The following is an 18,604-nucleotide window of genomic DNA, read 5'->3' on the forward strand; positions in this document are numbered from 1 at the left end:
TATGAACGGAGCGCAGCGTTTTTTGGTTACTTTTTGTCGCGTTTGACAAAAAGTGACCCGCCGTAAGGGCGGAAAGGTGACTTCGAGTCGCCATTGTTAATGGATATACATATAACTATGAATACCCACTTAGCTTTGACTTTGACTTTGACTTTTAGAGTGCTGGCTTTGAAGTCTGTGAGCATATCCATTTGCAATAGAGACGCCAACTCACCTTTTCGCCCTTACGGCGACCTTCTTTTGCACGCGGGCAAAAGAAGGCAAAAACCGCTGGCTCCATCATCCGGCCCCTACGCTTCGCTCCGGGGTTCCCTCACTCCGGCCTTGCTCCCGCGTGGACGCACTGAAGGGCCATCCATGGCCCATCAGTGCTCGACGGGCATCCATGCCCGTCGCCCCGCTACGCAAGTCCTACGTTCGGCCTCCTGAAGTCGCATTTGGCGGCGCCTGAACTACCGCGCACTTAGAAGCAAGATCAAGATCAAGATCAAGATCAAGATCAAGATCAAGATCAAGATCAAGATCAAGATCAAGATCAAGATCAAGATCAAGATCAAGATCAAGATCAAGATCAAGATCAAGATCAAGATCAAGATCAAACGTTAAGCAGTAATTAGCGTATCGGCAGTTTCGCCAGCAAGCCGTCCCCTACAAATAAGGCAAATAAATCGAAAGCATACGCCCCAACCTGCATCAATGCTGATCGTTGTAATGAAACTTGGGCATTTCCCAATGAAACCTGATCGCCAGCAACCGCACCAGGAAACCACCAAACAAGGTCAGCAGCATTGCCTGCTCCGCCGGCACCTTGAAGTACACGCACCCCAGGTAGAACCACGCTGCGGCGAACGACACGCTGGCATACAACTCACGCCGAAACACCAGCGGAATGTCATTGCAGAAAATGTCCCGCAAGATCCCGCCAAACACCCCGGTGATCACCCCGCTGATCGAAGCGACCAGGAACCCCTGCCCCATCTCCAGCGCGGTCATGCAGCCGATCAGCGTGAAGGCCACCAGCCCCAGCGCATCGAGCACCAGAAACAACGAACGCAAGTGGCGCATCAAGGGTGCGATGAAGATGGTCAGCAGCGCCGCGAAACTGGTCAGCACCAGGTACTCCGGGTGCTTCACCCAGGTCAGCGGATAGTGCCCGAGCAGCACGTCGCGTACCGAGCCACCCCCCAGCGCGGTGACACAGGCAATCAGCACCACGCCGAACCAGTCCATGCCTCGACGACCGGCTGACAGGGCGCCAGTCATGGCTTCGGCGGTGATGGCGATGAGGTAGAGCATCAGCAACATGGTGCAGGTCCGTGCGGGAAAGGCGCGCAGTCTAACCAGTCAAGCGGGGCACCAAAAGAGGGCGCGCCGACTATCATCGGCGCACGGCACACTCAGAACTTGATGAAGTGCTCACGGTAGTGGCGCAACTCGGCAATCGACTCGCGGATATCGTCCAGCGCCAAGTGGGTGCTGCCCTTCTTGAAACTGTCACGCACATCCGGCGCCCAGCGTGCGGCAAGCTCCTTGAGGGTGGAGACGTCGAGGTTGCGGTAGTGGAAGTAGTTTTCCAGCCCACGCATGTGACGGTAAAGGAAGCGGCGATCCTGGCAAATGCTGTTGCCGCAGATCGGCGACTTGCCCTTCGGTACCCATTGCTCGAGGAAGGCAATGGTCTGGGCCTCGGCCTCGGCCATGCTCACCGTGCTCTCGCGCACACGTTGAGTGAGCCCCGAATTGCCATGGGTGCGGGTGTTCCATTCATCCATGCGCGCCAACACTTCATCGCTGTGGTGGATGGCGATCACCGGCCCCTCGGCCAGGGTGTTCAGCTCGCTGTCGGTGACGATGGTGGCCATCTCGATGATGACGTCGCTGTCCGGATCCAGGCCGGTCATTTCCAGATCGATCCAGATCAGGTTCTGTGAGTTCTGCATGAAAGGGCTCCTCTGATAGGCCGTCATATTAGCCTAGCGAGGTTGGTCGTGGGCGGGCCGTGCTAAACTGCCTGCCGTTTTCTTTCTGCCCCGCCGACACGGAACCTTCATGGCCAAACGCCAGCTCAACCGCCGCCAGAACTGGCGCATCGAAAAGATCCAGGGCGAGCGCGCCGCCCGCGCCGCCAAACGCGAACAGCATGTGCTGCAAGAGCTGGAGGGTGGCGACCTGGGGCCGGAGCAACTGGGCCTGGTGATCGCCCACTTCGGCGTGCAAGTCGAGGTCGAGGCCCAGGACGGCGAGGCTGCCGGGCAAGTCTTCCGTTGCCACCTGCGCGCCAACCTGCCGGCGCTGGTCACCGGCGACCGCGTGGTGTGGCGCGCCGGCAATCAGGGCATCGGCGTGATCGTCGCGCAGATGCCCCGCACCACCGAACTGTGCCGGCCAAACAACCACGGCCAGCTCAAGCCGGTGGCGGCCAACGTCGACCTGATCGTCATCGTCTTCGCCCCGGCCCCCGAGCCGCACCCCAACCTGATCGACCGCTACCTGGTGGCCGCCGAGCATGCCGGCATTCGCCCGCTGCTGCTGCTCAACAAGGCCGACCTGATCAACGAAGAGAATGCGCCGACCCTCAACGCCATGCTGGAGGTGTACCGCAACCTCGGCTATCCGTTGCTGGAAGTCTCCGCCCATCAGGGCGACGGCATGCAGCGCCTGCAACAAACGCTGGACGGCCATATCAGCGTGTTCGTCGGCCAGTCGGGCGTGGGCAAGTCGTCGCTGGTCAACAGCCTGCTGCCCGACGCCGGCACCCGTGTCGGCGACCTGTCGGAATGGTCGGGCCAAGGCACGCACACCACCACAACCGCGCGGCTATACCACTTCCCAAACGGTGGCGACCTGATCGACTCGCCAGGCATCCGCGAGTTCGGCCTGGGCCATGTCAGCCGTGACGACGTGGAAGATGGCTTCATCGAGTTCCGTGACCTGATCGGCAACTGCCGATTCCGCGATTGCAAACATGACCGCGAACCGGGTTGTGCGTTGCTCAAAGCACTGGAAGGCGGACAGGTCTCGCAACAGCGCATGAACAGCTACCGCTCGATCATTGCCAGCCTGCCAGAAGATAGCTATTGAGGCTTTTCTGTAGGACGCCTTACCGAGAGCCGTAGGACGGCTCTCGTTTTCCCGTCATCCCTTGTTGATCGCCCGACCTTTCACTGATTGTTCCGCTCAGGACCCGTCGCCAACCCGCGGCGCCCCTGCACGGTTCAAGGAAGGTCACACAATGACAAGATCAGCACGCTACCCGCACTGCGCCTCCCTCCCACAAGGAGAACAGGACTGATGCCGGTCTTCATCAGCTACCCCCACGGCGCCCGCCTGGACGCCTTCATCCTCAACGAGCGCATGCTGCTCGAAGGCATTCCCACCCAACTGGTACTGTTCGATTGCAATGGGCAGACCCTCGACGACCTGCATGGCAACTTTTGCCAGCAATTGAGCGATGCCACCCACTGGATCGGGGTCGTTTCCGACAACAATGGTGAAGATTGGTGGACCGCCTGGCTGCTGGGGGCCGCGTCCATTACCAGCCGGCGAATAAGCTTCTACCACACGGGTGAGGGGAGCCCGCCGGAACGATTGGGCAAATGGCCGGTGATGCGCGAACGCAGCCATATCGATCTGTTTGTATTGGCGTATCACGATGAACAGACGTTCGGGCGGGGAATGGCGTCGTCCACGGGACGAAGGGGGTTCAGCGATCGGGACAATGCCGACTTCTTTCATGCCGATCTCAAGGCCAAGATCCGGCGGGGGTTCTGAGTTTTAGCGCCACGCGGCAGGAGCGGGTTTACCCGCTCCCACAAGGGCCGCAAAGCGGCCCTTATCGATTACTGGCCCTTGGCCTCGTCCATCTTCAACACACCATCCTCGAAGATGTTCAGCTTCTGACGCAGCTCGCGCGGCTGCATCGGCTCCTGCGCGGCTTCGCCCGCAGCACCAGGTGCCGCGGGCGCTGCGGCACCTGGTGCTGCACTGGCAGGCGGCGCGTCCGGCGTGCCTTGCTCGCCTTCGATGTTGCGCTGAGCCTTCTTGGTCAACACGATGATATCGATGCGCCGGTTGACTGGGTTGAACGGATTCTCCCGATCGAACAGCGACGACGAGGCATAACCCACCACCCGGGCCACTTGGCCGTCCGGGTAGCCACCGGCCACCAGCGCGCGACGCGCGGCGTTGGCGCGGTTGGCCGACAGTTCCCAGTTGCCGAAGTCGCCGGTGCCGGCATACGGCTTGGCGTCGGTGTGGCCGCTGATGCTGATCTTGTTCGGCACCGCCTTGATGGTGTCGGCCATGGCCAGCAGGATGTCTTCGAAGTACGGCTGCAGGCGCGCGCTGCCCAGGTCGAACATTGGCCGATTCTCGGCGTCCATGATCTGGATGCGCAGGCCGTCCTGGGTGATCTCGAACAGGATCTGGTCCTTGAACTTCTGCAGCTGCGGGTTTTCCTCGACTTTGTTCTGCAACTCCTGCAGCAGCAGTTCCAGGCGCTCGCGCTCGACCTGCTCGGCCATGGTCTCGACCTGGTCCTTGTCCAGCTGGATGCTGGTATCAGGCGTTGGTTCTGACTTGGTTTCCGGGTTGATGGTCTTTTCCGGAGCCAGCTGCGGCGAACCACCCAGGTCAATGATGTACGGCGTGCCGCTCTCGGAGAAGCCGATCGGGTCCTTGAAATAGCCGGCGATGGCGATCTTCTGCTCGGGCGTGGCAGTGGACAGCAGCCACAGCACGAGGAAGAACGCCATCATCGCCGTGGCGAAGTCGGCGAAGGCGATCTTCCAGGCGCCGCCGTGGTGGCCGTCGCCAAAGCGCTTGACGCGCTTGACGATGATGGGCTGATTGTTCTCCATGGCTTAGCGACCGCGTACTGCTTGTTCCAGCTCGGCGAAGCTCGGGCGGTGCCCCGGGTACAGCACCTTGCGGCCGAACTCGACCGCCAGCGACGGCGGCATGCCGGAAGCCGAAGCCACCAGCGAGGCCTTGATCGCCTCGTAGACGTTCAGTTCTTCTTTCGCATCGTGGCGCAGGGCGTTGGCCAACGGGCCGAAGAAGCCATAGGCGGCAAGAATACCGAAGAAGGTACCGACCAGTGCCGCGCCCACGTGCAGGCCGATGGACTTCTGGTCGCCGTCACCCAACGAGGCCATGGTCACCACAATGCCCAGTACCGCCGCGACGATACCGAAGCCAGGCATACCGTCAGCGATACCGGTCACCGCGTGGGACGGGTGCTCCAGCTCTTCCTTCATGCTCAGCAGCTCCATGTCGAACAGGCCTTCGAGTTCATGGGGCGCCATGTTGCCGGTGGACATGATGCGCAGGTAGTCGCAAATGAACGCGGTCATGCGCTCATCGCCCATTACTGCGGGGTACTTGGCGAAGATCGGGCTGGCCGCCGGGTCCTCGATGTCGCCCTCGATGGCCATCATGCCTTCACGGCGGCTCTTGTTGAGGATTTCGTACACCAGGCCCAGCACTTCGAGATAGAAGGTGTGGGTGAAGCGGGTGCCGAACATCTTCAGCGACTTCTTGATCACATGCATGGTCATGTGACCAGGGTTGGCCTGGAGGAACGCACCGAAGGCCGCGCCGCCGATGATCAGCACCTCGAACGGTTGGATCAGTGCCGCGATCTTGCCGTGGGAAAGCACGTAGCCGCCGAGCACGCTCGCGAATACGACGATGATGCCGATAATTTTAGCCATAAGTTGAAAGCACTTGCTGTCGTGGTCAGGGTAAGGGGCGGGAGCTTGAAAACTCTTCTTCTACTTATCGGCAGAACTGCGCCAGACTATAGCCACTCAATGCGAAAAGCCAGTTCGGACTGATGTCAATATGCCAATTGAAACCAAGGTGCCAAGTCGGGCCCCGTCGAGTCTAGAGGCCTGGGTAAAGCTGCTCGACGGGATTCGCGTACCGATTCCGAAAGACAGCCACGACCGTGTGCTCCAGGCCATCAACGACAACCGCCGCTCCCTGCGCGACATCGCCGAACTGATGCAGGACAGCCCCGCGCTGGTGCTCTGCGTGATGCGCGAAGCCAATCACCCGGCCAATGCCAGCCAGGCGGAACCCGCCGAAAGCCTGGAAATCGCCCTCAACCGCCTGGGCCTGGCGCGCACCAGCCAGTTGCTGGCCCGCCTGCCCGCCGTGCCGGATGACGAAATCCCACCGGTGCTGCGCCAGTTCCTGCTGATCAGCCAGCACGCCACCCAGCAGGCCAATGGCCTGTTCGCCAGCCGCCTTGCACGCCTGTGGCAGGAAATCCACTGGGGCAGCCTGCTGTTCCTCTCGCCGCTTTGGCCGTTGGCCCTGGCCTACCCCAATCTGCTCGATACCTGGGAGCTGCGAGTTATCCACAAGGGGGAGAACGCCGGCGAGGTCGAGCAGGAATTGTTCGGCGTGCGCATCATGCAACTGTGCCAGGCCATGGCCCAGCACTGGCGGTTGCCCGAGTGGGTGACCCAGGGGTACCGCCTGCTGATGGACGAACGCGAACAACTGGCGCAGGTGCTGAGCATCGCCCGCGAGCAGGATCCACTGGTCCAGCAGCAACGCCTGGACGAGGAGCCGGCCTTGCGCCGCTGGTTCAACCAGCCCCCCAATACCGTGCTGCTGGCCAACGGCCTGGCCCTGGCCGCCCAGGTTGGCTGGGACAACCCCCACCTGCTGCGCTGGCAGTTGCTCACTGCGCTCTATCTGCAAACCACGCTGGACGACGTCCAGCAGCAGGTCCACCAGCAGGCTGCGGCCAGTGCCCGTCATCACGCGCAGCATGCCCTGTTCCATCCGGCCGAGGCGCTGATATGGCCCTGGCACCAGCGCCGCCCGCACCCGGACATGCTCACCCCGCCGCCGCCCGCGCATCAGGATCTCGAACGCTGGCGCAAGCTGTGCGCCGAACTGCTGGCCCAGCCGAGCCCGTTCAGCAACGCCGTGCACCTCGCCACCCAGGCCTGCGAAGCCCTGCTGGCCTGCGGCATGCAGCGCGTGATGCTGCTGGTGCTGGACAAGCCCAATGAGTGCCTGCGCGTACAGCAGTTGGCTGGTCTGCCCAAGGAGGCTGCCGGGCAGGTCCTTCCATTGGCCGGGAGCAAATTGCTGCAGCGCCTGCTGAGCCAAGCCACGCAACTGCGCCTGACCCCCGAGAACCACGCGCAGTTCGCAGCACTGATGCCCGCGCCACTGCGCGCCTTCTTCAAGGGCGAGCACCTGCTGCTGCGCTCGCTGGCAGTCAATGGCCAACCCTTGATGCTGATGGTCGCCGACCAAGGTGGCAAGCCCTTGGCCGATGTCGGCGTACAGGCTTTCGGCAAGACCGCACAGTGCGTGGAACGTGCCCTGGCCACCTTTGGCGCCCGCCATTCATAGCTGCCTTGCGCTACAATCGCCCTCTTTCCACCCTGGAGATCGTGGATGACTGATTTTTCCGGCTTGCCCCTGGTGATCGAGCCTGCGGACCTGCTACCGCGCCTGGCTTCGCCACAGCTGATCCTGGTCGACCTGACCAGCGTCAACCGCTATGGCAGTGGGCATATCCCCGGGGCCCGCTTCGTCGACCCGAAACGTACCCAACTGGGCCAGCCGCCGGCTCCCGGCCTGCTGCCGGCCCATACCGACCTGGAAAAGCTGTTCGGTGAGCTCGGCCACCGCGACGATGCGGTCTACGTGGTCTACGACGACGAGGGTGGCGGCTGGGCCGGGCGCTTCATCTGGCTGCTCGACGTGATCGGTCACAAGGGCTACCACTATCTCAACGGTGGTATCCAGGCCTGGCCGGCAGACAAGCTCTCCACCGAGGCACCTGAAATCGCCGGCGGCCCGGTGAGCCTACGGCAGCATGCCGAACCCACCGCCACCCGTGAATATCTGCAGAGCCGCCTGGGGGCCACCGACCTGGCGATCTGGGATGCCCGTGCACCTGGGGAGTACCGTGGCGAGAAAGTCCTGGCGGCCAGAGGCGGACACATTCCTGGCGCGATCAACTTCGAGTGGACCGCCGGCATGGACCTCAACGACCATCTGCGTATCCGCAAGGACATCAAGCAAGTACTCGAGCAGTTGGGCATCACCCCGGACAAGGAAGTGATCACCCATTGCCAGACTCACCACCGCTCCGGCTTCACCTACCTTGTGGCAAAGCACCTCGGCTATCCACGGGTCAAGGGTTATGCCGGTTCCTGGGGCGAATGGGGCAACCACCCTGACACGCCCGTAGAAGTTTAAGGACGCTCAATGAAATCCCGTTTGTTCATCATCAGCCAGTACCTGCTGCCGCATCACCTGCTGTCGCGCCTGGCCGGCTGTGTCGCCGAGTGCCGCGCGCGCTGGTTCAAGAATGCTTTCACCGCCTGGTTCGCCAAGCGCTACCAGGTGAACATGTCCGAGGCGCTGGTCGAAGACCTCAGCGCCTACGAGCACTTCAACGCCTTCTTCACCCGCGCCCTCAAGCCGGGTGCCCGCCCGCTGGACGAAACCCCTGGCGCAATCCTCTGCCCGGCCGATGGCGCCGTCAGCCAGCTCGGCCCCATCGAGCACGGCCGTATTTTCCAGGCCAAGGGCCATGGTTTCAGCGCCCTGGAACTGCTGGGTGGCGATCCGGCCCTGGCCGCGCCGTTCATGGGCGGCGAGTTCGCCACCATCTACCTGTCGCCCAAGGACTACCACCGCGTGCACATGCCGCTGGCCGGTACCCTGCGCGAGATGGTCTACGTGCCTGGCCGACTTTTCTCGGTCAACCAGACCACCGCCGAAAACGTACCGGAGCTGTTCGCCCGCAACGAACGCGTGGTCTGCCTGTTTGACACCGAACGCGGCCCGATGGCCGTGGTATTGGTGGGCGCGATGATCGTCGCCTCGATTGAAACGGTCTGGGCTGGCTTGGTCACCCCACCGAAGCGTGAACTGAAGACCTTCCGCTACGACGAAGCCAGCCGTGCACCGATCCATCTGGAAAAAGGCGCCGAACTGGGTCGTTTCAAGCTGGGTTCCACCGCCATCGTGCTGTTCGGGCCCGAGCAGGTGAAGTGGGCCGAGAGCCTCGGTGCTGGTTCCCCGGTACGCATGGGTGAGCTGCTGGCAGTGCCTGCCCAGGCCTGAACCTAGCACCATGCAAAAGGCCCTGCACATGCAGGGCCTTTTCACTTGTACTGTTCGCCGGCAAGCCGGCTCCTACGGGAGTATTACGAAACCCGTAGGAGCCGGCTTGCCGGCGAACCAGGCGATGCAGTCTTCAACCGCGCGCTTCGCGATCACGCACGCCTAGAAGGTACAGCACGCCGTCCAGGCCCAGGGTGGAGATCGCCTGCTTGGCCGACTGGCGTACCAGCGGCTTGGCGCGGAAGGCCACGCCCAAGCCGGCCTGGGAGAGCATCGGCAGGTCATTGGCACCATCGCCGACAGCGATGGTCTGCTCGAGCTGCAGGCCCTCCTCACTGGCCAGTTGCTGCAGCAGGTCGGCCTTGCGCTGGGCGTCGACGATCGGCTCGACGGCCACGCCGGTCACCTTGCCATCGACCACTTCCAGTTCATTGGCGAACACATAGTCGATGCCCAGACGCGCCTGCACCTGCTTGGCGAAGTAGGTGAAACCGCCCGAGAGGATCGCGGTCTTGTAGCCCAGGCGCTTGAGCTCGGCGAACAGGTGCTCGGCACCTTCGGTCAGGCGCAGGGAAGCCCCGATCTGGTCGAGCGCGCCTACGTCCAGCCCCTTGAGCAGCGCCATGCGCTCCTTGAAGCTGGCACGGAAATCCAGCTCGCCACGCATGGCACGCTCGGTAATCGCCGCCACCTGCTCACCGACGCCCGCAGCCTTGGCCAGCTCGTCGATCACTTCGGCCTCGATCAGCGTGGAGTCCATGTCGAACACCGCCAGGCGACGGTTGCGACGGAACAGATCATCGCGCTGGAAGGCGATGTCGATGTTCAGTTCCTCGGACAGGGCAAAGAAATCGGCGCGCAGGGCCTGGGCATCGCTGGCCTCGCCACGCACGGAAATCTCCAGCGCGGACTTGCCCTTCTCGGTCGGTGCACCCAGTGCCACGCGGGCGGACAGGCGCTCGATGCGCTCGATGGTCAGGCCATACTGGCTGATGATCGCGCTGACCCGCTGCAACTGCTGCGCGGTGACACGGCGGCTGAGCAGGGTGACGATATGGCGCGCCTCGCCCTGGCTGTCGGCCCAATGCTGGTAGTCGGCCTCGGAGATCGGTGTGTAACGGGCCTGCAGGTTCAGCTCATGGGCCTTGGACTGCACGCTCTGCAGCAGCGCGGTGGCCACTTCGTTGTCGGGGATGTCGACCAGGATGCCGAACGACAGGGTGCCGTGCATCACCGCCAGACCGATGTCGAGAATGTTCACACCGCCCTGGAGCAGGACGCCGGTGATGGCCGCGGTAAGACCCGGACGGTCTTCACCAGTGATGTTGATCAGGACGATTTCGCGCAAGACCGGGCTCCGACTTCGATGAAAAATGCGCATTCTACCGATTTTCCATGACCATCGGGCGCTAACGATACTTTGCCGACAAAACACGTATCGCTATACTGCGCAGCACCTATCCCGCCACGAAGAGCCGCGCTCTGTGAACCGGCCCACGCCCGTCAAACCCGACAACTTCTTCCTGATGATCTACCGAGCCCTGAGCCAGCGCCGAATTCCCCTGGCCCTGCGCATTGCCAGCCATAACATTTTCCTGGTGGCCCTGGCCCTGGTGATCTATGCCTGCGTCATGGGCCTGCAGTTCAAGCAGGCCATGCATGAGCAGGCCGACGCCGTGGGCCAGAGCCTGACCACCCAGACCGCCACATCGGCGACCGAGCTGCTGGTGTCCAACGACATCCTCAGCCTCAACGTGCTGCTGGGCAACCTGGTGAAGAATCCGCTGGTGGCACATGCGGCCATCTACAGCGTGGACAACCGCATCCTCGCCGAGGCCGGTCAGCGCCCGAAGAACAGCTTGCTGGGCGAGGCCGAAGGCCTGTACCAGACCAAGATCACCTTCCAGGACGTGACCGCCGGCCAGCTACGCATCAGCCTGGACATGAACCAGTTCCAGCAACCCATGCTGATCAGCCTGCAGAGCATGGGTATCCTCGCCGCCATTCTGTTGGCGCTGGCACTCACCCTCAGCCTGCGCCTGGGGCGTTTCATTTCCACCCCGCTGTTGCAGTTGCGCGTCTGGCTGCGTGACCCACACCCCTACACGCCGGGCACCGACCGCCACGACGAGATCGGCGACCTGGCCCGCCAGTTGCACGCTCGCCTCGCCCCGCCACCGCCGCCGGAACCTGAGGTTGAAGACGAGGAAGACGACTTCGAAGAAGTGCCCGCCCCCAAGGCCGCCCCACGTGCGAAAGCCGTGGCGCACGTTCCCGATCACGACGACGACGCTTTTGCCGGCCTGATGGATGAAGACAGCGCCCCGGCCAAGCCCGTTGTCGTCAAGTCCGACGAGCCGCAATACAGCGCCGTGCTGGCCGTTCAATTGGGCTCCCAGGAGCAACTGCGCCGCCTGCCACGCTCGCGCCTGACCGAACTGCTCGAGCGTTACCGCGACTGCCTGGACCAGGCCGCCTCGTTGTACGAAGGGGAAGTCCACACCTTGAACGACGGCAGCACCCTGTTGCTTTTCCACAGCCGCGACAGCGGTGAGGACTACCTGACCAATGCCATCTGCTGCGGCGAGCTGCTGCGCGCCCTGGGCCACGCCCTGCAGATCGAAGTGGCCGACAGTGGCATCACCTTGCAACTGCAACTGGGCCTGGTACTGGCCGACGATTTGCAGGGGATGGATCAGGTCGACCTGCTGATGACCGAGCAGGCCCAGGACGCCCTGGCCCTGTCGCAGCACAGCCGCAACCTGCTGCTGGTCGAGCGCCGTATCAGCGACGACACATTGATCCGCCAGCGCGCGCGCATTCGGCCGATCGCCAGCCCAGAGGGCGCCTGCTGCGTGGAGCGGTTGATGGAGCCTTATCCTTCAATGCTGGAACGTCAGCTCGCTCGCATGCACGAACGCCGGGCCTGACCCCGAGGTTGATACAGATACATCAAGCCCGCAGGCGTTAGCCTGCGGGCTTGACCTCAGGTGTGCATCCAGGTGTGAGCACTACCCGATTGAATGCCTGCGATACCATTCATGCGCAATGGAAACCAGTGCGCCACTGCGTTTGTATAAAACTCATCGAAGACCTCAGAGTGCACCCAGGCATAACTAGGACTGGTGGCGATCAAGCCATAGTAGTCCGGTCGCATTCTTTTCAATCCCTCATTGAACGCGTCCGGCCCAGCCAAGCTTGAGATAGCTTGCATGTACTCGTTCATCTTCTGCTGCGCCTCCAGCTTGTTTTCGAAGTTCCTGGCTATCGGTCGAGGGGTGTTCTTGAACGCCTCCGGCAGCGCCTCGAATCGCTCATTGGCCTCTCGCAGCAAACGTTTGAGTACCGGATTGTCTCGATGGCTGGCGAAGTGCGAGGTGTTGATCAACTGCTTTTGATTCCAAGGCATCTTGTATTGCCCTCCGATCAACACATCATCAGCGGCGGCGGATAGTGACGGGGCCTCGCTTACGAGCAATCTGTCGTCAACATCCAAGTAGAAGCCGCCCAGCTCATCGATCAGGCGAAGGCGCAGATAGTCACAAGCAGCTGCATAATTGCGTGATGCGTTTTGTGGAAAACGGAAATAGTTATAAGCCTTTCCATCAGGACCGCCCGTAAAATCCTGGAAAAACGGCTGCTCGCGCAGATTACGAGCTTCAACACCTACTTCACGACACCATTTTTGATTGGCTGCCAGCGCGACCTCGTCGTTATCCAGGTGCAGGACGAATCTATAACCTTTGACCCGCAAGTTATTGACGATGTTGCGCTTTATCATGACGTTCAATTCACCCTCACCCACCCAGATCATATGTATTTCGTTCGGGATCGGCGTGGTGACCAGGGGTAATTGCGGCAAGTGCGGAAAACGATATTCGGTAATTGACTTCTCAAACGGCAGCCTGTGCCGCACGCGCTCCAGGCTTCTGGCATCACCAATTCGCCAACGAACGCGATCTTTTCCGTATGCCTCCCGCCATATGTAGTTTTGGTCCTGCCGCCACGCCGCGGCGTCGGCGTCGTACCAGACCGGCTGGCGAATTGTCTGCTTGACGTCTAGTTTCTCTTCGCCGTCGTGAGTGTACAGAATGTCTGCTTCATAGTGCCCCGCGTCATTCCAGACCAGGTCATCCACGGCAATACTCACCTCTACCTTGGGGATCATTGGCTGGGTTTCAATGCCGCGTATCACCTCCACTGGCGACGGTAAATGCTCCAGCACTTTCACTGACGGCGCACCGCCCCGCAGGCCATAGCGCAAGTCAATGTCCCAATAACCGTCGTCCAGACAGTGCAGAAACGGCCCCCATACCAGCGGCTCGCCTTCCGAGCGAATACGGAACTGCTGCTCATGCTCCAGCCATTGCACCCGGTAAACTTCGGGCCGGATCCTGACGTAAATTTTGCCTCCGTCCAGGAACGTACCTTTACCCCCGCCCGTGACGCGCAGCGGCCGGGTGACCGCCAAGGTCTTCAATCGATCGCCTAAATCGCCCTGCAAGGCATCGTGCACCGGGCGTATCGCTTTGAACTCCTCAGTCGTTTCAGGCACCCGCCCGCCCCAATGTTGCTTGTCCAGCGCCATTTGTGCGGCACGTTGCTCTTGCGCAGCCTGGGCAGCGATACGCTCCGACTCGGTAAGAAACGCTCTGGTCGCCGTGAGTTGCGATATATCCCCTGCCAGCGGCAAGGCATTGAGCAACCCGAATACGAGCCGTTGCGCGCCCTCGATCTCTTCATCGCGGCCATGCGCGGCGACCATTTCACCGGCACCCACTGCCAGCAGCCCAACGCCCAAAGCTACGGCCACCGGCGCCAATGCCGGAATTGCCACAGCAAGCCCTCCAACAATGTTGGCTGCCAGCTCCACACCGTAGGCTGTTAGCTTGCTGTAATACTTCCCCTGCGTGCCGATATCATAATCAGCATCACTGAACAGCCGTTCCCGGATGCGGTCACGGAAGTCGCTCATGGGATAGGGATACAGGGCATCGCCGAATGTGATGATTTCGTGCGGATACCAATGCCCTGTGGCGTCATTCAGTCGATTGGGATGAGCCCCAAGCCCGGCCAGCGCGGTATTGACACCGCTGAAGAAGATACCATCCTCCCTGTCTTTGCTACGGAAGTGGCTGGCAATAGCTGCCCGTTTGCGAGGATCGCGGCATTGGTGCGCAATCCAGTCGCGCAGTTCATCGGCGTTGGCGAACCCATGCAGTGGCGAAGCGTTTCCGGGGATGTATAGCACCTTGTGCTCCCGCCCCTGTTCGCCAATGACGATGATGTCACTCGACTCATACCCATAGATCCTCAGCGTCGACAGGGTACGGGTATGCGAGACGGGATTGTCGGCAAAGTAGCGAAACGATGTTCTGTCCCAACTGGTATTGGGGCTGAGCATCAAGCTTTTCAGCACCAACGCCGCATGTTCTGTAGCTAACGAGCCCTCGTCACGCTGCAGCAGGGCTGCCCGTACAAGGTTACCTTTGATCATCAAGTGATAGGCATGGCCATGGTTGCTCCAGAAGTGGCGCAGATACTCCAGGTAATGGCCCTGCAACTTTGCGTTCCAGATGAATGAGCGAAAAGCGGCGGGATCCAGATCAACCTGTGTTGCCGCCCCATAGGTTTGAGGGTAAGTGCGCCGATAGATGCCATCATAAGCTTCGCTGGAGGACAACGACGCAGAAGAAAGCGGAACCATCTGGTTCACCTCATATCCTTCTTTGCGCCAAGCCATCGGATGCCCCAGATGGTCAAACCAGCGGCCATTCCCCTGTTGCTGCCAGTTGGCAATCATTGCCTGCGTCAAGGTCATTTCATGAGCCACTTGAGCACGCCAAGGTCCCTCTTTCACCCGGGCTAGCTCAACATACAGGGTGGTCAGAACCAGGTTGTCAGGGTCTTCTTCCAGGCCTCGTTGGGCCAAGTATTCACGCAGAGCCACCTGAGCGAAGTCGTGAGGGGTTTGAACGGTGACGTGTTCACGATCGAAGCCTTGCTTGATCGACAGCAGGATATCTTCATCATCCTCCGACGCTGCTGGGATGATTGACGCAAAATGGTACTGGCCGTTTTCGAAAGTGCTGCCGGGATAGGTTGCCGGTTCGGGACTGAAGGGCTCGCCTGGAGCAGGATACTCGGGATGGGGTGGGCGATAGATCATACGTGGGTTCCTTGAACCTTAGGTGAGAGGATTCAAGGTAATGTTGAGTATGAAACCTCATGCGCTACATAGATAACACCTCTGGATTCAATAGTTTCACCGGCCCGAGTCGCACAGCGTCGTCGACATCGGATACAAAAAAACCCGCATCATTGCGGGTTTTTTCTAGCGTTCACATCAGAACCGGAATACTTCCATGTCCGTGCGAATCGGCGAGGCCATGGGGATCTTCGGCTTTTCCGGCTCTTTCTTCACCTGTACCGGCGCGGCTTGCTTGCGTGGGGCCTCTTCAGCGACGGCCGGCTGGTTAGCCAGTGGCTTGACCGCCGTGCTTAGTTGTTCGGCCAGCTTCTGCAACAGTTGCCCCTGGGCCTGTACCTGAGCTGACTCGCTGCCGGCATGCGGTTGCTCAAGGTGCACGATACGGTTGTCACGCACCTGGCCACGACGATCCAGCAAGCGCCACTGGGCATCGAGAATGGCTGGCTGGTTCTTGCCTGAGTCCAGGCGGGTAATCGAAAGCAGCACCTGCACGTCCGGCGTGAACCCGGTGCTCGCCGGGGCCAGCACCACACGCTGGCTATCCAGGCGCCAGGCCAGTTGGCGAACCAGCAGTTGATCGATATCCGACGAAAGGCTGCCCGCCCAACGGCCATCGGTTGCCGCGGTCAGGCTGCCATCGGTCTGGCGTTGCAGGAAGGTCTCGCGTTGCAGGTAGTCGGCCACCGAAACAGGGCCAAGCACCACCGCCATGCCCGCCGCCTGGGAGGGCTGGGCGGGATCACCGCTGTCGAGCTGGTACAGGGCGACCGGCTGGTGCATGCTGCACCCGCTCAGGCCCAGCAGGCCAGTCATCAGCAGCGCAAATGGAAGGCGCAGAAATTTCATTCATCCCATCCAGGCGGTCGTCACCAGACGGACCGCAGTGATACTCATGTAGATTCATACGGGCACTCGGCCACGCCGGCGCCACAAGCGCACTATCATCCGCGAAATGGCCGCCAGACTCCAGCATTTCCGCCTGAAGCGGCGCCGAAAGCGCCGCAGCAGACAGCCCATGCACTCAGGCGGGTGTCTCCACCATCAAGCTATCCACGCGCTGGAAACCACGCGGCAATTTGCTACCACGGCGGCCACGCTCACCCTTGTAGTGCTCGAGATCATCCGGCTTCAGAGAAAGGGTACGCTTGCCAGCTTGCAATACAAGGGTCGATCCCTCGCTGATCACTGCCAGGTCAGTGACGAACTCTTCGCGGCTGGCCACCCGATCACCCGGCACGCCGATGATCTTGTTGCCCTTGCCCTTGCCCAGTTGCGGCAGGTCGGCGACCTTGAATACCAGCAGGCGGCCTTCGGTGGTGACGGCTGCCAGCCAGTCCTGTTCGCGGCTGGCCACCGGGCGCGGGGTCATGACCTTGGCGCCGTTGGGCAGGCTGAGCAGGCCTTTGCCCGCCTTGTTCTTGGCCTGCAGGTCCTCGCCCTTGACCACGAAGCCGTAACCGGCGTCGGAGGCCACCACGTACAGGGCCTCGTCCTCAGGCAACAGCACGCACTCGAAGGTGGCGCCCGGCGGCGGGGTCAGGCGACCGGTCAGCGGCTCGCCCTGGCCACGGGCCGACGGCAGGCTGTGGGCTGCCAGCGAGTAGCTTCGGCCAGTGGAGTCGATGAGTACGGCGAATTGGTTCGAACGGCCAGCGGCAGCGGCCTTGAAGCCGTCGCCCGCCTTGTACGAAAGCCCGGTGGCGTCAATGTCGTGGCCCTTGGCGCAACGCACCCAGCCTTTCTCCGAGAGCACCACGGTAACCGGCTCGGTGGGCATCAGCTCGTTTTCCGACAGGGCTTTGGCCTCGGCACGCTCGACGATCGGCGAGCGACGGTCATCGCCATAGGTCTCGGCGTCTTCGAGCAGTTCGCTGCGGACCAGCTTGCGCAGCTTGGTATCGCTGCCCAGCAGGGTGGTCAGGCGCTTCTGCTCCTTGAGCAGCTCGTCCTGTTCACCACGGATCTTCATCTCTTCCAGGCGAGCCAATTGGCGCAGGCGAGTTTCGAGGATGTAGTCGGCCTGGATCTCGGTGAGGTCGAAGCGGGCGATCAGCGCCTGCTTGGGGTGCTCCTCGGTGCGGATGATGTGGATCACTTCATCCAGGTTGAGGAACGCGGTGAGCAAACCGTCCAACAGGTGCAGGCGTTTCTCAACCTTGTCCAGGCGGTGCTGCAGGCGGCGGCGGACAGTACCGATCCGGTACTCCAGCCACTCCAGCAGCAGCGCGCGCAGGTTCTTCAACTGCGGACGGCCATCAAGGCCGATGATGTTGACGTTGACCCGGTAGGTGCTCTCCAGGTCGGTGGTGGCGAACAGGTGCTGCATCAGTTCGGCGGCATCCACGCGGTTGGAGCGCGGGATGATCACGATGCGGCAAGGGTTCTCGTGATCCGACTCGTCGCGCAGGTCGGCGACCATCGGCAGCTTCTTGGCCTGCATCTGCGCAGCGATCTGCTCAAGCACCTTGGCCCCGGAAACCTGGTGCGGCAGCGCGGTGACGATGATGTCTCCGTCCTCGACGCGGTAAACGGCGCGCATGCGGATCGAGCCTTTGCCGGTCTCGTAGAGCTTGAGGATGTCGGCGCGCGGGGTGACGATCTCAGCCTCGGTCGGGTAGTCCGGCCCCTGGATGTGCTCGCACAGCTGCTCGATGGTGGCCTTGGGCTCGTCGAGCAGGCGCACGCAGGCGCTGGCCACTTCGCGCAGGTTGTGCGGCGGTACGTCGGTGGCCATGCCCACGGCAATACCGGTGGTGCCGTTGAGCAGGATGTTCGGCAGCCGCGCTGGCAGTACCGCTGGCTCCTGCAGGGTGCCGTCGAAGTTGGGTACCCAGTCGACCGTGCCCTGGCCCAACTCGCTGAGCAGCACTTCGGAATAGCGCGACAGGCGCGCCTCGGTGTAACGCATGGCGGCGAACGACTTGGGATCGTCCGGCGCACCCCAGTTGCCCTGGCCGTCGACCAGGGTGTAGCGGTAGCTGAACGGCTGGGCCATCAGCACCATGGCCTCGTAGCAGGCCGAATCGCCATGGGGGTGGAATTTGCCGAGCACGTCGCCGACGGTACGCGCCGACTTCTTGTGTTTGGAGTCGGCGTCGAGGCCCAACTCGCTCATGGCATAGACGATGCGGCGCTGGACCGGCTTGAGGCCGTCGCCGATATGCGGCAGGGCGCGGTCCATGATCACGTACATGGAGTAGTTGAGGTAAGCCTGTTCGGTGAAGTCCGCCAAGGAACGGCGTTCGACGCCTTCGAGACTGTCCAGTAAGTCGCTCATGCGAGCCT

Annotated in this window: 14 protein-coding genes; 6 read left to right on the forward strand and 8 right to left on the reverse strand. The window is 61.7% G+C overall.

The annotated features are described in order from the left end of the window. Window positions 1–693 precede the first annotated feature (693 nt). Entirely contained in the window at window positions 694–1,305 is a 612-nt protein-coding gene (locus IM733_RS16690; RefSeq protein WP_011535955.1) for a trimeric intracellular cation channel family protein, read from the reverse strand. A gap of 92 nt (window positions 1,306–1,397) precedes the next feature. After that, window positions 1,398–1,940, reverse strand: a complete 543-nt coding sequence (gene orn / locus IM733_RS16695; RefSeq protein WP_248917655.1) for an oligoribonuclease — start codon at window positions 1,938–1,940, stop codon at window positions 1,398–1,400. A gap of 109 nt (window positions 1,941–2,049) precedes the next feature. Between orn and rsgA the strand changes: the two genes are divergently transcribed. Then, window positions 2,050–3,081: a small ribosomal subunit biogenesis GTPase RsgA gene (rsgA, locus tag IM733_RS16700; protein ID WP_248917656.1), complete on the forward strand. Its 1,032-nt coding sequence runs from the start codon at window positions 2,050–2,052 to the stop codon at window positions 3,079–3,081. 210 nt (window positions 3,082–3,291) lie between these two features. After that, window positions 3,292–3,771, forward strand: a complete 480-nt coding sequence (locus tag IM733_RS16705; RefSeq protein WP_248917657.1) for a molecular chaperone Tir — start codon at window positions 3,292–3,294, stop codon at window positions 3,769–3,771. Between the two features lie 68 nt (window positions 3,772–3,839). On the opposite strand, the gene motB is transcribed toward IM733_RS16705, so the two are convergent. Next, window positions 3,840–4,859 carry a flagellar motor protein MotB gene (gene motB / locus IM733_RS16710; RefSeq protein WP_248917658.1) on the reverse strand — a complete coding sequence of 340 codons (1,020 nt, stop codon included), beginning with the start codon at window positions 4,857–4,859 and terminating at the stop codon, window positions 3,840–3,842. Between the two features lie 3 nt (window positions 4,860–4,862). Beyond that, window positions 4,863–5,714, reverse strand: coding sequence for a flagellar motor stator protein MotA (motA, locus tag IM733_RS16715; RefSeq protein ID WP_011535960.1), 852 nt, complete (start codon window positions 5,712–5,714; stop codon window positions 4,863–4,865). 130 nt (window positions 5,715–5,844) lie between these two features. On the opposite strand from motA, the gene IM733_RS16720 reads away from it, so the two are divergent. The 3 genes from IM733_RS16720 to asd are packed head-to-tail and all read left to right on the forward strand — an operon-like array spanning window position 5,845 to window position 9,108. After that, on the forward strand, window positions 5,845–7,380 hold the full coding sequence (locus tag IM733_RS16720) for an HDOD domain-containing protein (RefSeq protein WP_248917659.1): 1,536 nt from the start codon (window positions 5,845–5,847) through the stop codon (window positions 7,378–7,380). Between the two features lie 45 nt (window positions 7,381–7,425). Next, window positions 7,426–8,235, forward strand: coding sequence for a rhodanese-like domain-containing protein (locus IM733_RS16725; protein WP_248917660.1), 810 nt, complete (start codon window positions 7,426–7,428; stop codon window positions 8,233–8,235). A gap of 9 nt (window positions 8,236–8,244) precedes the next feature. Continuing rightward, window positions 8,245–9,108 (forward strand): archaetidylserine decarboxylase, encoded by an 864-nt coding sequence (asd, locus tag IM733_RS16730; RefSeq protein WP_248917661.1) that lies wholly within the window; start codon window positions 8,245–8,247, stop codon window positions 9,106–9,108. A gap of 133 nt (window positions 9,109–9,241) precedes the next feature. On the opposite strand, the gene serB is transcribed toward asd, so the two are convergent. After that, entirely contained in the window at window positions 9,242–10,456 is a 1,215-nt protein-coding gene (serB, locus tag IM733_RS16735; RefSeq protein ID WP_248917662.1) for a phosphoserine phosphatase SerB, read from the reverse strand. A 136-nt stretch (window positions 10,457–10,592) separates the two neighbouring features. On the opposite strand from serB, the gene IM733_RS16740 reads away from it, so the two are divergent. After that, complete coding sequence (locus tag IM733_RS16740) at window positions 10,593–12,038, forward strand: histidine kinase (RefSeq protein WP_248917663.1); 1,446 nt, start codon at window positions 10,593–10,595, stop codon at window positions 12,036–12,038. A gap of 56 nt (window positions 12,039–12,094) precedes the next feature. On the opposite strand, the gene IM733_RS16745 is transcribed toward IM733_RS16740, so the two are convergent. From IM733_RS16745 to parC, 3 genes are all read right to left on the reverse strand, one after another. Further along, window positions 12,095–15,277: a dermonecrotic toxin domain-containing protein gene (locus IM733_RS16745; protein ID WP_248917664.1), complete on the reverse strand. Its 3,183-nt coding sequence runs from the start codon at window positions 15,275–15,277 to the stop codon at window positions 12,095–12,097. 177 nt (window positions 15,278–15,454) lie between these two features. After that, window positions 15,455–16,165: a PqiC family protein gene (locus IM733_RS16750; protein ID WP_248917665.1), complete on the reverse strand. Its 711-nt coding sequence runs from the start codon at window positions 16,163–16,165 to the stop codon at window positions 15,455–15,457. Window positions 16,166–16,340: 175 nt separating this feature from the next. Beyond that, a complete protein-coding gene (gene parC, locus IM733_RS16755) occupies window positions 16,341–18,596 on the reverse strand; it encodes a DNA topoisomerase IV subunit A (protein WP_248917666.1) in 2,256 nt (751 codons plus the stop codon). Window positions 18,597–18,604: the final 8 nt, after the last annotated feature.

It is taken from the genome of Pseudomonas entomophila (genome assembly GCF_023277925.1).
In the GTDB taxonomy this organism is placed as follows: Bacteria; Pseudomonadota; Gammaproteobacteria; order Pseudomonadales; family Pseudomonadaceae; genus Aquipseudomonas; species Aquipseudomonas entomophila_D.